The sequence below is a fragment of the Myxococcus faecalis genome, from assembly GCF_050039385.1.
In the GTDB taxonomy this organism is placed as follows: domain Bacteria; phylum Myxococcota; class Myxococcia; order Myxococcales; family Myxococcaceae; genus Myxococcus; species Myxococcus fulvus.
Map to the genome: position 1 here is coordinate 5,722,669 of NZ_CP144336.1, position 15,372 is coordinate 5,738,040.

The 15,372-nt window shown below is 71.6% G+C and carries 10 protein-coding genes; 1 reads left to right on the forward strand and 9 read right to left on the reverse strand.

The genetic code is table 11. The features are described 5' to 3' along the window. Positions 1-87: 87 nt before the first annotated feature. From cheB to VZQ01_RS22960, 6 genes are read right to left on the reverse strand one after another with little or no spacing between them, the layout of a single operon-like run. A complete protein-coding gene (gene cheB / locus VZQ01_RS22935; RefSeq protein ID WP_223751897.1) occupies positions 88-1,152 on the reverse strand; it encodes a chemotaxis-specific protein-glutamate methyltransferase CheB in 1,065 nt (354 codons plus the stop codon). Next, the gene (locus VZQ01_RS22940) at positions 1,149-3,710 is read right to left on the reverse strand and encodes a hybrid sensor histidine kinase/response regulator (RefSeq protein ID WP_426744513.1); all 2,562 of its coding nucleotides are present in this window, start codon (positions 3,708-3,710) and stop codon (positions 1,149-1,151) included. The genes cheB and VZQ01_RS22940 overlap by 4 nt, the downstream gene beginning before the upstream one ends. Then, on the reverse strand, positions 3,710-5,353 hold the full coding sequence (locus VZQ01_RS22945; protein ID WP_223783945.1) for a methyl-accepting chemotaxis protein: 1,644 nt from the start codon (positions 5,351-5,353) through the stop codon (positions 3,710-3,712). The genes VZQ01_RS22940 and VZQ01_RS22945 overlap by 1 nt, the downstream gene beginning before the upstream one ends. Next, complete coding sequence (locus VZQ01_RS22950; RefSeq protein ID WP_426744515.1) at positions 5,350-5,961, reverse strand: chemotaxis protein CheW; 612 nt, start codon at positions 5,959-5,961, stop codon at positions 5,350-5,352. Before VZQ01_RS22950 ends, VZQ01_RS22945 begins: the two co-directional genes overlap by 4 nt. Then, the gene (locus tag VZQ01_RS22955) at positions 5,961-7,715 is read right to left on the reverse strand and encodes a CheR family methyltransferase (RefSeq protein ID WP_426744517.1); all 1,755 of its coding nucleotides are present in this window, start codon (positions 7,713-7,715) and stop codon (positions 5,961-5,963) included. The genes VZQ01_RS22950 and VZQ01_RS22955 overlap by 1 nt, the downstream gene beginning before the upstream one ends. Then, the gene (locus tag VZQ01_RS22960; protein WP_141332646.1) at positions 7,712-8,185 is read right to left on the reverse strand and encodes a chemotaxis protein CheW; all 474 of its coding nucleotides are present in this window, start codon (positions 8,183-8,185) and stop codon (positions 7,712-7,714) included. Before VZQ01_RS22960 ends, VZQ01_RS22955 begins: the two co-directional genes overlap by 4 nt. A gap of 334 nt (positions 8,186-8,519) precedes the next feature. Between VZQ01_RS22960 and VZQ01_RS22965 the strand changes: the two genes are divergently transcribed. Beyond that, complete coding sequence (locus tag VZQ01_RS22965; protein WP_426744519.1) at positions 8,520-9,836, forward strand: RluA family pseudouridine synthase; 1,317 nt, start codon at positions 8,520-8,522, stop codon at positions 9,834-9,836. 287 nt (positions 9,837-10,123) lie between these two features. Here the strand turns inward: VZQ01_RS22965 and VZQ01_RS22970 are convergent, their stop codons facing one another. From VZQ01_RS22970 to VZQ01_RS22980, 3 genes are read right to left on the reverse strand one after another with little or no spacing between them, the layout of a single operon-like run. Beyond that, positions 10,124-11,524: a family 2B encapsulin nanocompartment shell protein gene (locus tag VZQ01_RS22970; protein WP_426744521.1), complete on the reverse strand. Its 1,401-nt coding sequence runs from the start codon at positions 11,522-11,524 to the stop codon at positions 10,124-10,126. A 31-nt stretch (positions 11,525-11,555) separates the two neighbouring features. Next, a complete protein-coding gene (locus VZQ01_RS22975; protein WP_223752257.1) occupies positions 11,556-12,953 on the reverse strand; it encodes a family 2B encapsulin nanocompartment shell protein in 1,398 nt (465 codons plus the stop codon). Between the two features lie 56 nt (positions 12,954-13,009). Then, entirely contained in the window at positions 13,010-15,274 is a 2,265-nt protein-coding gene (locus tag VZQ01_RS22980) for a family 2 encapsulin nanocompartment cargo protein terpene cyclase (RefSeq protein ID WP_426744524.1), read from the reverse strand. Positions 15,275-15,372 lie beyond the last annotated feature (98 nt).

Consider the following 15,372-nt stretch of genomic DNA (forward strand, 5'->3'; position numbering starts at 1 on the left):
CCTGATGGGATATTGACACCCCTCGACACGAAGACCATTCCTCCGTGTCCAGTCAGGCTCCAAGATTTAACAAGCGGATATTATGGCTCACCCCGACTGTGCGCCTGCCCGGACGGCGAGCGTCAGTCGGGCGGGCAGCGAGGCCAGGGAGACGACCTCGTCCGCCAGCCCCGCCCCCACCACCACGCCCGGCATGCCGAAGACGACGGAGGACTCCTCGTCCTGCGCCAGCACCCGGCCCCCCGCCTCGCGCAGCTCGCGAATCCCCTCCAGCCCGTCCTGGCCCATGCCCGTCAGCACCACCGCGAGCGACTCCGCCCCATGCGCCCTGGCCACCGAGCGGAACAGCCACGTCGCCGAGGGGCGGAAGCCGTTGACGGGCGCCGCCTTGGACACCTGCGCGCGGCCGTCCTGGATGCCGAGGTGTCGGTCGTCCGGCGCCAGGTAGACGTGGCCGGGCAAGAGCAGCTCTCCCTCCTCCGCCACTCGCACGGGCAGGGGCCCCGCCGTGGCCAGCCAGGACGCCAGGCCCTGACCGAAGCCGAGCGCGATGTGCTGCACCACCAGCACGGGCGAGGGGAAGTCCGAGGGCAGCTCCGACAGCAGCCGGAACAGCGCGGCCGGTCCTCCCGTCGACGCCGCCAGCGCCACCACCGCCGTGCGCGGCGGCGACTTGCGGGGCGCGGGCGTGGCGGGAGGAGGCGGCACGGGCGCGGTGCCCCGGTCCGGCCAGCGGCGCACCACCTTCACCTCCGCCATGGCCTTCAGGGTGTCGCGCAGTCGACGGCTCTCCGCGTCGAAGTCCGGGGACTCGGGGCCCAGGGGCTTCTGGAGCACCGCGAGCGCGCCGGCGCGCAGCGCGGCCATGGACGTCTGGATGTCGCGCTCCACCAGCGTGGACACGACGACGACGGGGGTGGGCACCTCCGTCATGATCCGGCGCGTGGCCTCCAGGCCGTCCATGCGCGGCATCTGGATGTCCATCGTCACCAGGTGGGGCCGCAGCCGCTGGGCCAGCTCCACCGCCTCCACGCCGTCCTTCGCCTCGCCCACCACGCTCAGCGCGGGGTCGGCGCGCAGGATTTCCACCAGCAGCCGGCGGGCGGTGGGCGAGTCCTCGGCCACCACGATGCGCAACGGTTCAGTCCTCATAGCAGTCGTCTCAGGGTCTCCAGCAGGCTCGTCGGGTCGAACGCGCTTTTCACAAGATAGGCACTGGCCCCCGCTTGCAGCCCGCGCGCCTTGTCCTCGGGCTTGCCCCGGGCGGTGACCAGCACCACCGGCAGCCGCGAGAAGCGGGGGGAGGCACGCACGGCCTCGGTGAGCGCGATGCCGTCCATGCGCGGCATCTCCACGTCGAGCACGAGCGCCTCGGCGCCGACGGTCTGCAGCCGCTCCCAGGCCTCGGCCCCGTCCGCGCACGCCACCACGTCGTAGCCGGCGCCCTCCAGGATGCTCTGCTCGAGCGCGCGCGTGGTGGGCGAGTCGTCCGCCAGGAGGATGCGCCGCCGCGCCGCCCGGGCCGCCGGGGTGGGGAACAGCGCCGTGGAGGGTCGTCCCCCCGCGGCCCGCACCAGCGAGGCGGGGTTGAGCAGCAGGGACAGCCGTCCGTCCGGCAGCACCGCCGCCGCCGACACGTGACGCGCGCGGCGCACCCGGGGGCCCAGCGCGCGGACGAGGGCCTCCTGCTCGGCCAGCACCTCGTCCACCACCAGCGCGGCGCGCGCGGTGCCGGCCGCCAGCACCACCGCTCCCCGGCGCTGACGCGGAGGCCCTGCGGGCAGGCCCAGCACGTCCGACAGCGAGGCCAGGGGCACCAGCGCGTCCTCGGCCACCCAGGTGGGTCGGCCCTCCACGTCGCGCACCTCCTCGGGCGCCAGCCGCACCAGCCGGGCCACGCCCTCGCTGGCCAGGGCCAGCGTCTGTCCTCCGGTGGACACCAGCAGCACCCGCAGGGTGCTCAGCGTGAGGGGCACGTCGAGCGTGAAGCGCGCGCCCTTGCCCGGCTCGGTGGCCACCTCCACCGTGCCGCGCATCGTCTCCACCTGGGTGCGCACCACGTCCAGGCCCACGCCGCGCCCGGCGACCTCCGTCACCCGCGACGTGGTGGACAGGCCCGCGTGGAAGGCGAGCCGCGCCGCGTCCGCGTCGTCCTCGGGGACCTCGATGCCCCGCTCGAGGGCGCGCGCGCGCAGCGCCTGGAGGTCCAGGCCGCGCCCGTCGTCCTCCACGGTGACCTCCACGCGGCTGCCGCGCAGGCGCGCCGACAGCGTGACGAGCCCCTCCTCGGGCTTGCCCGCGCGCTCGCGCTCCTCGGGGGACTCCAGGCCGTGCGCCACGGCGTTGCGGACCAGGTGCAGCATCGGCTCGCGCAGGGACTGGAGCAGGGAGCGGTCCAGCTCCAGCGCGCCGCCCTGGATCTCCAGGCGGACCTTCTTGCCCTCGGAGCGGGCCACGTCGCGCGCGGCGCGCTCCAGCCCGCTGCAGCCTTCGACGAAGGGCAGGGTGCGCGCGCGGCGGACCTCGTCATCCATGCCGGTGGCCACGCCGCCGAGGGCGCGCTGGTCCGCGGCCAGCTCGCGCGCCACCCGCGCCAGCTCCGTCTCCGCGCGGCGCAGCGCGGCCTCGCCGTCGGTGCCGCGCACGGCGTCGCGCACGCGGGCGAGTTCCTCGCGCACCGTCTCCAGCGTCTCGGCGCGGCCCTCCAGTCGCAGCGCGGCGACCCGCAGCTCGCCGCTGCGCGACAAGAGCGCGTCCAGCTTCTGCGCGGACACGCGCACCGGCAGCGTCGTCTCCAGGCCGGCGCCACCGGAAGAGGCCTCCGAAGGCTCCGCGCCCGGAGCGCGAGAGGACCCCGCGTCACGAGAGGCGTCCGCACCGCCGGCGCCCGGAGCGCGTGAACCTCCACCGTCGCGAGAGGACTCCGCGCCGCCGGCACCCGGAGCGCGTGAACCTCCACCGTCGCGAGAGGACTCCGCGCCGCCGGCACCCGGAGCGCGTGAACCTCCACCGTCGCGAGAGGACTCCGCGCCGCCGGCACCCGGAGCGCGTGAACCTCCAGCGTCGCGAGAGGACTCCGCACCGCCGGCACCCGGAGCGCGTGAACCTCCACCGTCGCGAGAGGACTCCGCACCGCCGGCACCCGGAGCGCGTGAACCTCCCGCGTCACGCGTGGAGGAAGGCCCGCTGGCACCCGGCGCGCGTGAGGCGCCCCCGTCGTGCGCGGACGCCGCACCGCCGGCCCCCGAGTTGCCCACGCTCCCGCTCGTGCGCGAGCCCTCCGACACCGAGGGACGTGCCGGCGCCGCCGCGTCCTGGGCCGCGCGCTCCAGGTCCGGCAGCAGCAGCTCCAGCGGCGAGCCCGTCAGCTCCTGCCGCGAAGCCAGTCGCCGCCCCGCGTCGTCCAGCGCGTCCACGGCGGCGAAGCACAGCTCATACAGCTCCGGAGGCGCGGTGCGCCGGTCGCGCAAGGGCTCGAGCACCTCCTCCAGCCGGTGACAGGCCGTCTCCACCAGCAGGGCGCTGGCCGCGCGCGCGGCGCCCTTCACGCTGTGCAGCGTGCGCAGGAGCGCCGACACCCGCTCGGTGGCGGGCGGTGTCCCCTGCTCCCGCTCCAGCGCGAGCAGGTCGCGGTTGAGCGACGTCACATGTCCCTCGAGCTCCTCGAGGAACGTGGCGAGCAACGCCTGTGCGAGCCTGTCGCGGTCCATCAGCGGCCGTACTCTTCGAGCAGACCCTTGAGCTTCTGCCCCATGCCGTTGATGTCCTGCATGGCCCGCTCCGTCTGGCGCGACGACAACAGGCCCTGCTGCGTGGCCTGGTTGACGTCATGCATGGCCTGGCGGATCTGCGCGATGCCCGTGGCCTGCTGGTTGGCGGAGGCGGCGATCTGCGCGGCGGTGAGCGACGCCTGCGCGAGCAGGTCCGACAGCGTCTGGATGGTGGCGCCCGCCTCGGACACCACGCGGGTGGCGGTGGCCACGCTCTTGGTGCCCTCCTCGGTGGTCATCACCGCGCCGTGCGTGGCCTTCTGAATCTGTCCGAGAATCTGCCGCACCTGGCTGGTGGCCTTCTTGGACTGGTCCGCCAGCGCCTTCACCTCGGCGGCGACGACGGCGAAGCCCCGGCCGTTCTCCCCCGCGCGGCTGGCCTCGATGGAGGCGTTGAGCGCGAGCATGTGCGTCTGCTCGGAGATGTCGTTGACGGTGGTGATGATGTCGCCGATGGCCTGCGCCTGCTCGGCGAGCGCGAGGATGCGCTGGGCGATGGACTCCACCTGCTCGCGCACGGTGCCCATGGAGGACACGGCCTCCTCCACGGAGCGACGGCCGGAGCGGCCCACCTCCTCGGCGTGGCGCGCGGAGTCGCTGACGTTGCGCGCGCGGCCGGCGGCCTCCTCGGACGTCTTGGTGATCTCCTCGATGGTGCTCACCGTCTCCGTCACCGCGCTGCCCTGCTCCTGGGCGCCAGCCACCTGCTCGGTGGTGCTGGCGAGAATCTGCGAGCTGGCGCCCGCGAGCTGATTGACGAACTCCGCCACGGTGCGCAGCGTGTGCTCGCGCTGCTCGGACTGCCGGGCGATCTGCGCCTCGGATTGCTGACGGCGCTCGGCCATGTCGTTGAAGGCGCGCGCCAGCTCCGCCGTCTCGTCGCGGCCCTTGATGTCGATGCGGTGGGCCAGCTTCCCCGAGCCCAGCTGCTCCACGCCCAGCATCAGCCGGCGCAGCGGCACGGTGATGCTGCGGGTGATGACGTAGCTGCCCACGGAGACGATGAGCAGACCCATCACGGCGCAGATGGCGAGCACCCACATGATCTGCCGCGCGGCGGCCTGGGCGGCGTCGGCGTGCTCCTTCCAGCGCTCCTGCTCCTCGGCGAGCATCTCGTTGATGACGCCGCGAATCTGGTCCATCAGCTCCTTGCCCCGGTGCCCCCGGACGATGGGCAGCGCGTTCTCCAGGCCCTTGTCGCGGCGCTGGCGGATGCCCTCCTCGAGCAGGGCCAGCCGCCCCGTGATGAGCGGCTCCAGGCGCACCATGCGGTCGCGCTGCTGGCGGAAGGGCGCCATCGCGTCGCGCAGCAGGTTGATGTCCTGCTGGAGCGTGGCGACCGCCTGCTGATAGGGCTCCAGGTAGGAGTCCTCGCCGGTGAGCAGGAAGCCGCGCTGTCCCGTCTCCGCGTCGACGATGAGCGCGCGCACCTCGCGCACCAGCTTGTAGTTCTCGTGGGCCTTGAGCAGGCCTTCGGTGGTCTCGTTGAGCTGGCGGGCTCCCTGGAACGCGACGACGGCCAGGATGAGCAGCACCATCAATGAGAGTCCGAAGCCGACCGCGATGCGGTTCCCGATGTTCATACGACTCCTTCGTCGGACAAATCGAACACGAGGCGACTGTCACTCAGCAACGCGTCGCCCTCCAGCAAGAGAGTTCCATCCCTGTCGGCCGCGAACACCAGACCGCCGGCGGTATCCACGAGGGCCTCGGGGGTGGGCAGCAGGTCCAGGCTGGACACCTGGGTGACCTCCTGGACTTCCTCGGTGCGCACGCCCAGCTCGGCCCGGTGCGTGCCCACGACGAGCAGGGGGCCGGTGGCGTTCGACGGCGCGCGGCCGAAGAGCGGGGCCAGCTCGACGACGGGGAGCACCTCCCCGTGCAGCAGCGTGAGGCCGCGCAGGGCGGCGGGGGCGCCGGGCAGGGGGATGACCTCCGCGGAGCGGACGACCTCGAGCACGAACCGGGACTCCAGGGCGTAGGTCTGGCCGGAGGCGCCAAAGCGCACCACCTCGCGCAGGGTGTCCGGGGCGAGGTCGGGCGTGAGGGGGCGGCCGAGGGCGCGGGCGCGCTCGTCGAGCAGCGCGGCCTCCTCCTCGGGGGTGAGGTCGCCCTGGGCCTCGCGAGAGGACTCCAGCTCGGCGAGCCGGGCCCGGACGGCGGTCCAGTCGATGTTCTTGGAGTGCGGCATCAGGAGCCTTCCATGCGGACGCGCTCGTCGCGGGCGGCGCGTGCCAGCTCACGTGCGCGCTCGCCCTCCGCGAGTGGCACGGCGGTGTCGGGGGGCAGGGCCTCGCAGAGCGTCTCGGCCTCGCGCAGGGCCTTCCGGGCGCCGGGGAGGTCGCCGAGCCGGCGCAGCACGCGTCCGAGGACGAGCCAGGCGACGGCGAGGGTGGGCTCCAGGTAGAGGGCTTGACGGACGGCGCGCTCGGCGTCGGGGAGGCGGCCCTGGCCGAGGAGGAGGAGGGCTTCGAGGTAGCGCAGGCCGGGCACGAGCGGATGGCGGGTGGCGGCCTCGGCGCTGACATAGAGGGCGGCCTGGGCATCCAGGTTGGCGATGGCGCGCACGGCGGTGGTGGCGATGTCCGGGTCGGGGTCCAGCGCGCCCAGCCGTGTCGCGGCCTCGCGCCAGTCGCCGCGCTCCAGCGCGCGACGCGCGGTGGACAGCTCCGCGGGATGGAGGACCCGGGGGTGGGGGCCACGAGGCGCGGAGCCCTGCGGGTTCGCACCGGAAACCGTGGCCGCGGACGAGGCGCCCGGTCCGCGGTTGACTGCGCCCGCCTGACCCGGCAACGCGCCCGCGGAGCCGGCATCCTGCGCGGAGCCTGGCCCGCGCTGGAACGCACCGGCATCGCCTGTCGCGGCGCCGGCATCGCGCGCAGAGCCCTGCTCGCGCTGAAACGCGCCCGCATCGTACGGAGCGCCCGGCCCGCGCTGAAACGCGCCACCCTGTCCCGCGCCACCCGCCTCGGGATGAGCGCCCGAGCCCTGCGCCCAGGCGCCGCCCACGGGCTGCGACGGCCACGTTTCATGCGGTGCCCGAGCCCCATGACCCTCATGCGCCGCACCCGCCGGGTGCGCGCCGAACGGCGCCCCATCGGGAACGGCCACGGTGGTGCCGGGAGGAAGCCGCCGATAGAACACGCCCCACTCGGTGAGCACGGGCTCCAGCGGAGCCAGCCCCCCGAGCGGCGGGTCCGAGGGACCGGTGAACAGACACCCTCCCTCCGTCAGCGACGCATGGAGGCGGCGGGCCACGGCCTCGATGGTGGCGTCGTTGAAGTAGATGAGGACGTTGCGACAGAACACGACATCCAGCCGCCAGATGCCGGAGTCGGGCGAGGGCCACGTGTCGAGCGCGAGGTTCAGGTAGCTGAAGCGCACGTGCTGTTTCACCTCGGGGGCCAGGATGTACTGGCGGCCCTCGGGGCGCAGGTGCGCGCGCATCCGCTCGGCCCAGGGGCCCCGAAGGGACCACTCGCCGTAGTGCGCGCGCCGTGCGCGAGCGAGCGCCGTGCGCGACACGTCCGTGGCGAGCACCGTCATGTGCTGGCCCCAGCCCTCGTTCATCATCAGGGCCGCCAGCGAGTACGGCTCCTCGCCGGACGAGCACGCCGCGCTCCACAGGCGCGCGCTGTAGTCCTGTCCATGGCGCTCGCGCAGACCGGGGAGCACGACGCGGCGCAGGTGCTCGAAGTGCTCGGGGGTGCGGAAGAAGTACGTTTCACCGATGGTGAGCTCGGTGAGCAGGTCGTCCATCGCGGCCGCGTCATCGCTGATGCGCAGGCGATAGGTCTCGAAGTCCCGGACGCCGGCGCGAGCCATGGCGCGGCTGATGCCCTCCTCGGCGGAGGCGGGGCAGGAGGGTGGAGCGAGCCCCGCGCGCTCCTCGACGAGCGCGAGCACGGCGGGAAAGCCCGGATGGCTCCACGGCCCTTGCCTCACGCACGCTCCGTCGAGGACGCGAGCGCCGCGTCCAGGGCCAGGGACTCGGCCTCGGAGAGGAACCCGCGCAGGTCGTGGACCAGGACCAGGCCGTCCTCCAGCTTGGCGGCGCCGGTGACGTAGCCGACGCCGGGCAGCTCGCGGGGCGTCTCGTCCCACTCCTCGGGTGCGACCACCCGCAGGCCCTCGGCGCGGTCCACGCGCAGGGCGACCTGTCGGGGGCCGGCCTGGGCGATGATGAGGTGGTCGAAGGAGGACAGGGGCCGGGCGGGGTGCCGGAAGCGCCGGCGCAGGTCGAGCACGGGGAGCAGCTGGCCGTGCAGGTTGAGCAGTCCCTCGACGACATCCGGTGCTTGGGGCAGGGGTGTCAGGCGCACGGCGCGCACCAGCTCACGCACGTCCTCGGTGGGGAGGCCGTAGCGTTGACCTGCCAGGGTGAACAGCAGCACCTCTCGCGGAGCGGACACCATGCAAGGGAGGACATAGACGCTGGTTTGCGGGCTGTCGAACCCGGCGTGGACCCCGCACGTCCTCTGTCCACCAGTGCCCAATGGCGCAAGCCCCGTGTCTCACCGCCCGTGTCCCCCTGTCTCCCGGAGGAGTGGGCCGGCGAGCCCGCCCCCGGGGGAAGGGGCCCCCGGAGCGCCGGACCTGTGAGAGCCTCCTTCGCGCATCCCCGTGAGCGAGCCACCCCTGTCCCCGCGCCTCTTCGATTCCCCGCCCCTGCCCGGAGAGGTGCCCCCGCGTCTGCCCAGCCCCTTCGCGCCCGGGGCGCCCGGGCCGCTCGCCCGGAGGGCCGCCGAGATGCTCCGTCAGCGCCTCGAGTTCGAGGCCCCTCGCTGGGAGTCCCTGTGGCGTCCGGGTGGAGGAAAGATGTTCGGCGTCCTGGTCGTCTCCACGCCGGAAGGGCCACCAGGCTTCCTGAGCGCCTTCTCAGGGATGCTCGGAGGCCGCTGGGAGGTGGACGGCTTCGCGCCCCCACTCTTCGACTTGAGCGCGCGAAAGACCTTCCTGCCCCGGGGCGAAGTGGAGCTGGCCGAGCTGGGCCACCGTCTGCGCGAGCTCTCCAGGGACCATGAGCGCGCCGTCCTGGACTCGGGGCCCTCCAGCGCCCAGGCACGAGCGCTCAGCGAACGTCGAGACGCCCTGTCCCATGAACGCGCGGAGCGCTCACGGGCCCTGTGGCACCGGCTCACCTGGGACTATGACATCCCCAACGCGCGAGGAGGCCGGGTCCCCCTGGCGAGCCTGTTCGACCCGCGTCCCGTCCCCGGAGGCGCGGGGGAGTGCGCGGCGCCCAAGCTGCTGGCGCAGGCCTACCGTCATGGCCTGAAGCCCCTCGCGCTCGCGGAGTTCTGGTGGGGCGCACAGCCCGAGGGCGGCGGCCGGGTCTCCGGGGCGTACTACCCGGCGTGTGACAGCAAGTGCCGCGCGGTCCTCGGCCACATGCTGCAGGGGCTCGACGTGGACCCCGCCCCGCCACGCCCCACTGGAGGCTCGGTGAGGGTGGTGCACGAGGACGCGGCGCTGCTCGTGGTGGACAAGGACGCGGGGCTCGCCTCGGTGCCGGGGCGTCATGCCCCCACGCGCGACTGCGTGCTCGTCCGCCTCCAGGCTCGCCACCCCGAGCTGACCTCCGCTCACTTCCTCCACGCGCTGGACGCGGAGGTCTCCGGCCTCCAGCTGATTGCGCGGGACCTCGAGACGCGGGCCGCGCTCCAGCGCCAGCTCGCGCGAGGTGAAGCCGAGCACCGCCACGTCGCCTGGGTCGAGGGAGGACTCCCCGGCACGGAGGGCCGCATCGACCTGCCGCTGCGAGGCACGACCTCCGGCGCGCTCGAGTCCCTGGCGAGTCGCGCCCACGGCAAGCACGCGGTGACGGACTGGCGTGTCGTGGAGTCACACGCGGGCCGCACGCGCGTGTGGCTCTGGCCGAGGACGCGCCACGCATGGCAGCTGCGCATCCACGCCGCGCATCCCGAGGGGCTCGGGGCCCCCATCGTCGGAGACACCCGCTTCGGGAGCGAAGCCGGGCCCTGGCGATTGCACGCCGAGGGACTCGTCTTCACGCATCCGCGCACGCAGGCCCGCCAGGACTTCTCCATCCCCGCCCCCTTCTGACGGAGGAGCCCTCACGTCGAGGCCGGGCGACGCGCCCAGCCGCCCATCCTCCAAGGACAGTGTTCACGGGGCCGGCACATGGCTCACCCCGGGGGCTCGTTTCATGAACGCGCCACGCGGGACCTGTCTTTCAGCGCTCGGAAGGGTTGGACGAGGGGCCAGGTTCGGCGCGGGGAACAGGGGCACCGGTGCGGCGCTGTCTGCCATTGCGAGCCCCTTCGTGAAACGAAAACGGGCCCGGTGGAACACACCGGGCCCGTCCTGATGTCTCACGCGGCGAAGCGACTTCAGCCGCCGAGCGCCACGTTCTCCAGCACGCCCAGCGCGTCGGGGACGAGCACGGCGGCGGAGTAGTAGGTGCTCACCAGGTACTGGGTGAGGGCCTGGTCGTTGATGGCCATGCGCTTGACGGTGAGGCTCGCCTCCACTTCATCCGGGATGCCCGCGTTGTGCAGGCCCACCACGCCCTGGTCCTCCTGGCCGGTGCGCATGGCGATGATGGACGTCGTGTTCTCCCGGCTGATGGGCAGCTTGTCGCACGGCAGGATGGGCACCCCGCGCCATGCCTGGAACTTCGCCCCGCCCACGTCCACCACCGTCGGGTACAGGCCGCGCCGGGTGCACTCCCGGCCGAACGCCGCGATGGCGCGCGGGTGCGCCAGGAAGTAGCGCGTCTTGCGACGGCGCGTCACCAGCTCGTCCATGTCGTCCGGCGTCGGCGGCCCCGAGCGCGTGTTGAGGCGCTGCTTGAGGTCCGCGTTGTGCAACAGGCCGAACTCCGGGTTGTTGATGAGCTCCCACTCCTTGCGCTCCTTCAGCGCCTCGATGGTCAGCCGCAGCTGCTCCTGCGTCTGGTTCATCGGGTCGTTGAAGATGTCCGACACGCGGGTGTGCACGCGAAGGATGGTCTGCGCCACGCTCAGCTCGTACTCGCGCGGCTTGAGCTCGTAGTCCACGAAGCCGCCCTGCAGCACGGGCTCGCCGTGGTGGCCGGCCGACATCGGGATGGCCGCCTGGCCCGCCTTGTCCTGGGGCTTCTTGAGCTTCGCCTTGTAGCGGTCCACGTGCGCCTTGAGCGCCGGGGACTGGACGATGAGCGTCTCGAACACGTCCTGCGGCAGCGCCATCACCGTGCAGGCCGTGAGCGCCTTGACGGTGAAGGGCCACACGTCGTTGGACTCCACCACCGCCTGGTCGCCGAAGTGGTCGCCGTCCGCCAGCGTGTCCAGCACCAGCGGGTCGCCGTACTTGCCCTTCGAGAGCTTCTGCGCCTTGCCGTGCGCGATGAGGAACACCTGGTGCGCGGACGTGCCCGCCTCGACGATGACGTCCCCGGCCTTGTACTGCTGCTGGGTGAAGCGTCCCGCCAGCGTGCGGATGAGCAGGTCGTCCGCGTCCTGGAAGCCCCGCATCAGCGGCAGCTTCAGCAGCTCCTGCGGAATCACCTCCACCTTGACGCCGATGTTGCTGAAGTTCAGCCGGTCGTCGCCCGCCGCGTACGTCAGCCGCCGGTTGACGCGGTACGTGCCGCCCGACACCTGCACCCACGGCAGGATGCTCAAGAGGTAGCGGGGCGAAATGCCCTGCATCACCGGCTGCGTCTTCGTCGTCGTCGCCAGCTGCCGCGCGCCGGCCGTGCTCAGGCTGGTGCCCTCGTGGGCCGTCAGCTCTCTGTCTGGATTCGCCATGAAGTCGTCCTCCTTGGTCCGGATGCGACGACTACGAGCGCCCCAGCTCCACGCTCTCCAGGATGCCCAGCGCGTCCGGCGTCAGCACCGCCGCGGAGAAGTACGCCGTCACCAGGTAGTTCATGATGGCCTTCTCGTTGATGCCCATGAAGCGCACGTTGAGGCTGGGCTCGATTTCGTCGGGGATTCCCGCCTGGTGCAGGCCGACGACGCCCTGGTTCTTCTCGCCCGCGCGCATCAGCATGATGGACGTGGTGCGCGTCTCGGAGATGGGCAGCTTGTTGCAGGAAACAATCGGCACGCCGCGCCACGCGGGCACGTGGTTGCCGTTCATCTCCACGCTGGTGGGGTAGATGCCCCGCTTGTTGCACTCCTGGCCGAAGGCGGCGATGGCGCGCGGGTGCGCCAGGAAGAACGACGGCTCCTTCCACACCGTCGCGAGCAGCTCGTCCATGTCGTCCGGCGTCGGCGCGCCCGAGCGGGTGTGGATGCGCTGCTTGAGGTCCGCGTTGTGCAAGAGGCCGAACTCGCGGTTGTTGATGAGCTCGTGCTCCTTGCGCTCCTTGAGCGCCTCCACCGTCAGGCGCAGCTGCTGCTGCGTCTGGTTCATCGGGTCGTTGAAGAGGTCCGCCACGCGGGTGTGAATCTGGAGCACCGTCTGGGCGACGGACAGCTCGTACTCGCGGGGGCTCGTCTCGTAGTCCACGAAGGTGCCGGGGAGCACCGGCTCGCCGTGGTGGCCCGCCGCCAGCTCAATCGCCTTCTGGCCGGAGTGGTCCTGCTTCTTCTTGGAGCGCGCCTTGAACTTCTCGAGGTGCTTCTGCAGCGACGGCACCTGCGCCACCACCGTCTCGAAGGCGGACTGCTGGAGCACCAGCGCAATCACGGGCGTGACGGCCTTGGCGGTGAACTGCCAGTAGTCCTGCGACTCCAGCAGCGCCTGGTAGCTGTAGTGGTCTCCGTCCGCCAGCGTCTCCAGCACCACCGGCTCCCCGTACTTGCCGGTGCCGATGCGGTTCACCTTGCCGTGCGCGATGAGGACGATGGAGTCGGCCTCCTTGCCCGCCTCGGTGATGACCTCGCCCGCCTTGAACTCCTTCTGCTCGAAGCGGTTGGCCAGCGCGGTGAGCGCGTCCACGTCCTCGTACCCGCGCAAGAGAGGCAGCTCGCCCAGCTCCTGCGGAATCACCGCCACCTTGGCGCCCGTGCTGGTGAAGGTGACGCGGCCGTCGCCCACCGCGTACGTCATGCGGCGGTTGACGCGGTACGTGCCGCCGGACACCTGCACCCACGGCAGCAGCTTGAGCAGCCACCGAGAGGAGATGCCCTGCATCTGCGGCTCGGACTTGGTCGTCGTCGCCAGCTGCCGCGCCGCCTGCGTGCCCAGGCTCTGGTTGTTGTCGTCGAACTTCTTCGAATCATTGGACATGGGTCACCCTTCTTCGGATTGAAGACTTGGATTCACTGCGGAATGTGTCGCCAGCGTCAGGGCCGGGTGGCGCGAAGCAGCTCGGCGATGCGCATCGCCGACGTGCCCAGCGGGGCGGGCTTGCCCGTCTTGAGCTTCGGCGCCGCGTCGTGGATGAGCTCCACCTCGGTGTAGCGCGTCACGCCCGCGTGCCACCGGGGGATGCCCGCCATCCACTGCTGCAGCTGCTCCACGTACTTGTGCAGCTTGCCTTGCGCCTTCTCGTCCAGCTCGAAGGTGCGGATGACGGCGGGCAGCTCCTTGGCCACCAGGTGCTCGAACTGCTTCATGCGCGCGGTCATCATCTGGTTGACCACCTGCACCGCCGCGTCCTTGTCCACGCCCAGGAACTTCTGCACGACGAGCACGCAGTTGTTCAGCTCGCCCTCGAACTGGATTTCCTTCTGGTAGGAGTACAGGTCGTTGACGAAGCAGGCGTAGTCCGCGGCGGAGTTCTCCAGCGCCCGCAGCGTGCGGGTATTGAAGACGTCCTCCGGCACCGCGTCGCCGTGGGACAGGCGCGCCAGCGACATGGTGAGGTCCGAGCCGAACGTCTTGCGGCGCATCTCCACGTAGTCCACCGGGTCCGGCACGCGGTTGAGCAGCTGGTTGTTCAGCTCCCACACCCAGCTGTCCGTCATGTCCTGGATGGCCTTGCGGAAGAGCTTTCGGCCGCGCGGCGTCAGCGGGCCCGCCGTGCGCTTCCACAGGTCCGCCAGGCTCAGCTCCACCGGGTTGAGGGGCACCGCGGCGCTGGCCGTCTCCACGTCGTCCGGCATGAACTGCCCCAGCCGCGCGGTGAAGGCCTTGGCGCCCGCCATGTCCCGGGTGTTCGCGTAGAGCAGGGGGAAGTAGTCGTCCGCGTACGTCCCCCACACCAGCCAGCAGGCCGTCAGCTCCAATTGCTCGGGCGTCGCGTCCGGGTGGATGAGCGCGCCGCAGAGGGCCACGTCCGCCGCGTCGAACTTGTGGTCATCCCAGACGTAGAAGCCCACGCCGGGCACGACTTCGAGCAGGCCCATCTTCCGCGCCCAGGCCTTGGAGGCCCTCCGCGCATGGTCCAGGTGGGGACTGAGGTACGTGCTGTACGGCATGTAGAACTTCGGCAACGTCGTGGGGCCCACGTGCTGGCGCGGCGTGTGGCTCAGCGAGCGGGCGCGAGGCCCCATCCCCAGCGCGCCCGCCGTCAGCGGCAGCCGGAGCGCGGAGGTGCCCAGTCCCGCGGGCACCGGAATGGACAGCGCCGGGCGCTCCTGGGCGTGCTGGTTCATGTAGCGGTTGGAGCGCATGTGCCACTCGTGGCCGCCGGACTGCCAGTCCTGAAGGCCCCGCAGGTAGGTGAGCACCTGCGCCTGCTCCACCGGGTTGAGTCCGTACTCCGCGAAGAGCCACGGCAGCTCCGTGGCGAACGTCGTCTCGAACTGCTGCAGCCGCGACGTCAGCAAGTCGTTGACCAGGTCCGCGGCGCGCTGCGTGTCGCAGTCGAGGAACTTCTCCACCACCAGCACGCCGTTGGAGAGCTCGCCCTCCTCCAGGATTTCACGCTCGTAGGAGAACAAGTCGTTGCGCAGGTGCACCGCGTCCGAGAAGGTGTCCTTGAAGACGCGCATCGGCCGGCTCTTCACCACCCGGTCCGGAATCTCCGCCGCGACGGCCACCTCCACCAGGTCCGACGACCAGGGCGCGCCGCCCACCTTGCGGCGCATCTCGATGTACTCGATGGGGTTGGAGACGCGCGCCTCGCTGATGTTCTCGATTTCCCACATCGACTCATCGAGCAGGTGCTTGGTGTTCTCGAAGAAGCGGCGGCGCCAGTCCATGGACATGGCGGGCACCGTGCGCTGCCACAAGTCCCACAGGCCGCGCTCCACCGGGTTGACGGGCTCCGGCGGCGTCTGGCTCATGTCCAGCGGCATGAACAGCGGCAGCCGGTCCAGGTAGGCCTGGCCGCCCTTCACGTCGCGCGAGTACTTGAAGACCTCCAGGAAGTGGTCGTCGAAGTAGAAGACCCAGACGTACCAGTCCGTGACCAGGTCCAGCACCGGCCCCGGCGCCTCGGGGTGCGTGTACGCGCAGAGCAGCGCGTAGTCCATGCCGTCGAAGCGGCGCTCGGACCAGACCTCCCGGTCCGTCCCGTCCCTCGGCGGCCCCAGGATGCCCATCTGGTAGGACCACGCCTTGGTGTGCACGCGGGCGGCTTCCAGGTTCGGGTTCAGCCGCGCCGGCCACGGCACGTAGAACTCAGGCAGCTGGAATGGTTGCTTCTGACGCGCCTTGGACATGCTCACCCCTCGTTGAGTGCCAGGGCTTGTACTGTCGTCTTGTTGGCACTTCCACGGATGTCATCGTTGACTCGGTAAGATGTTTTATCCGCGAGATA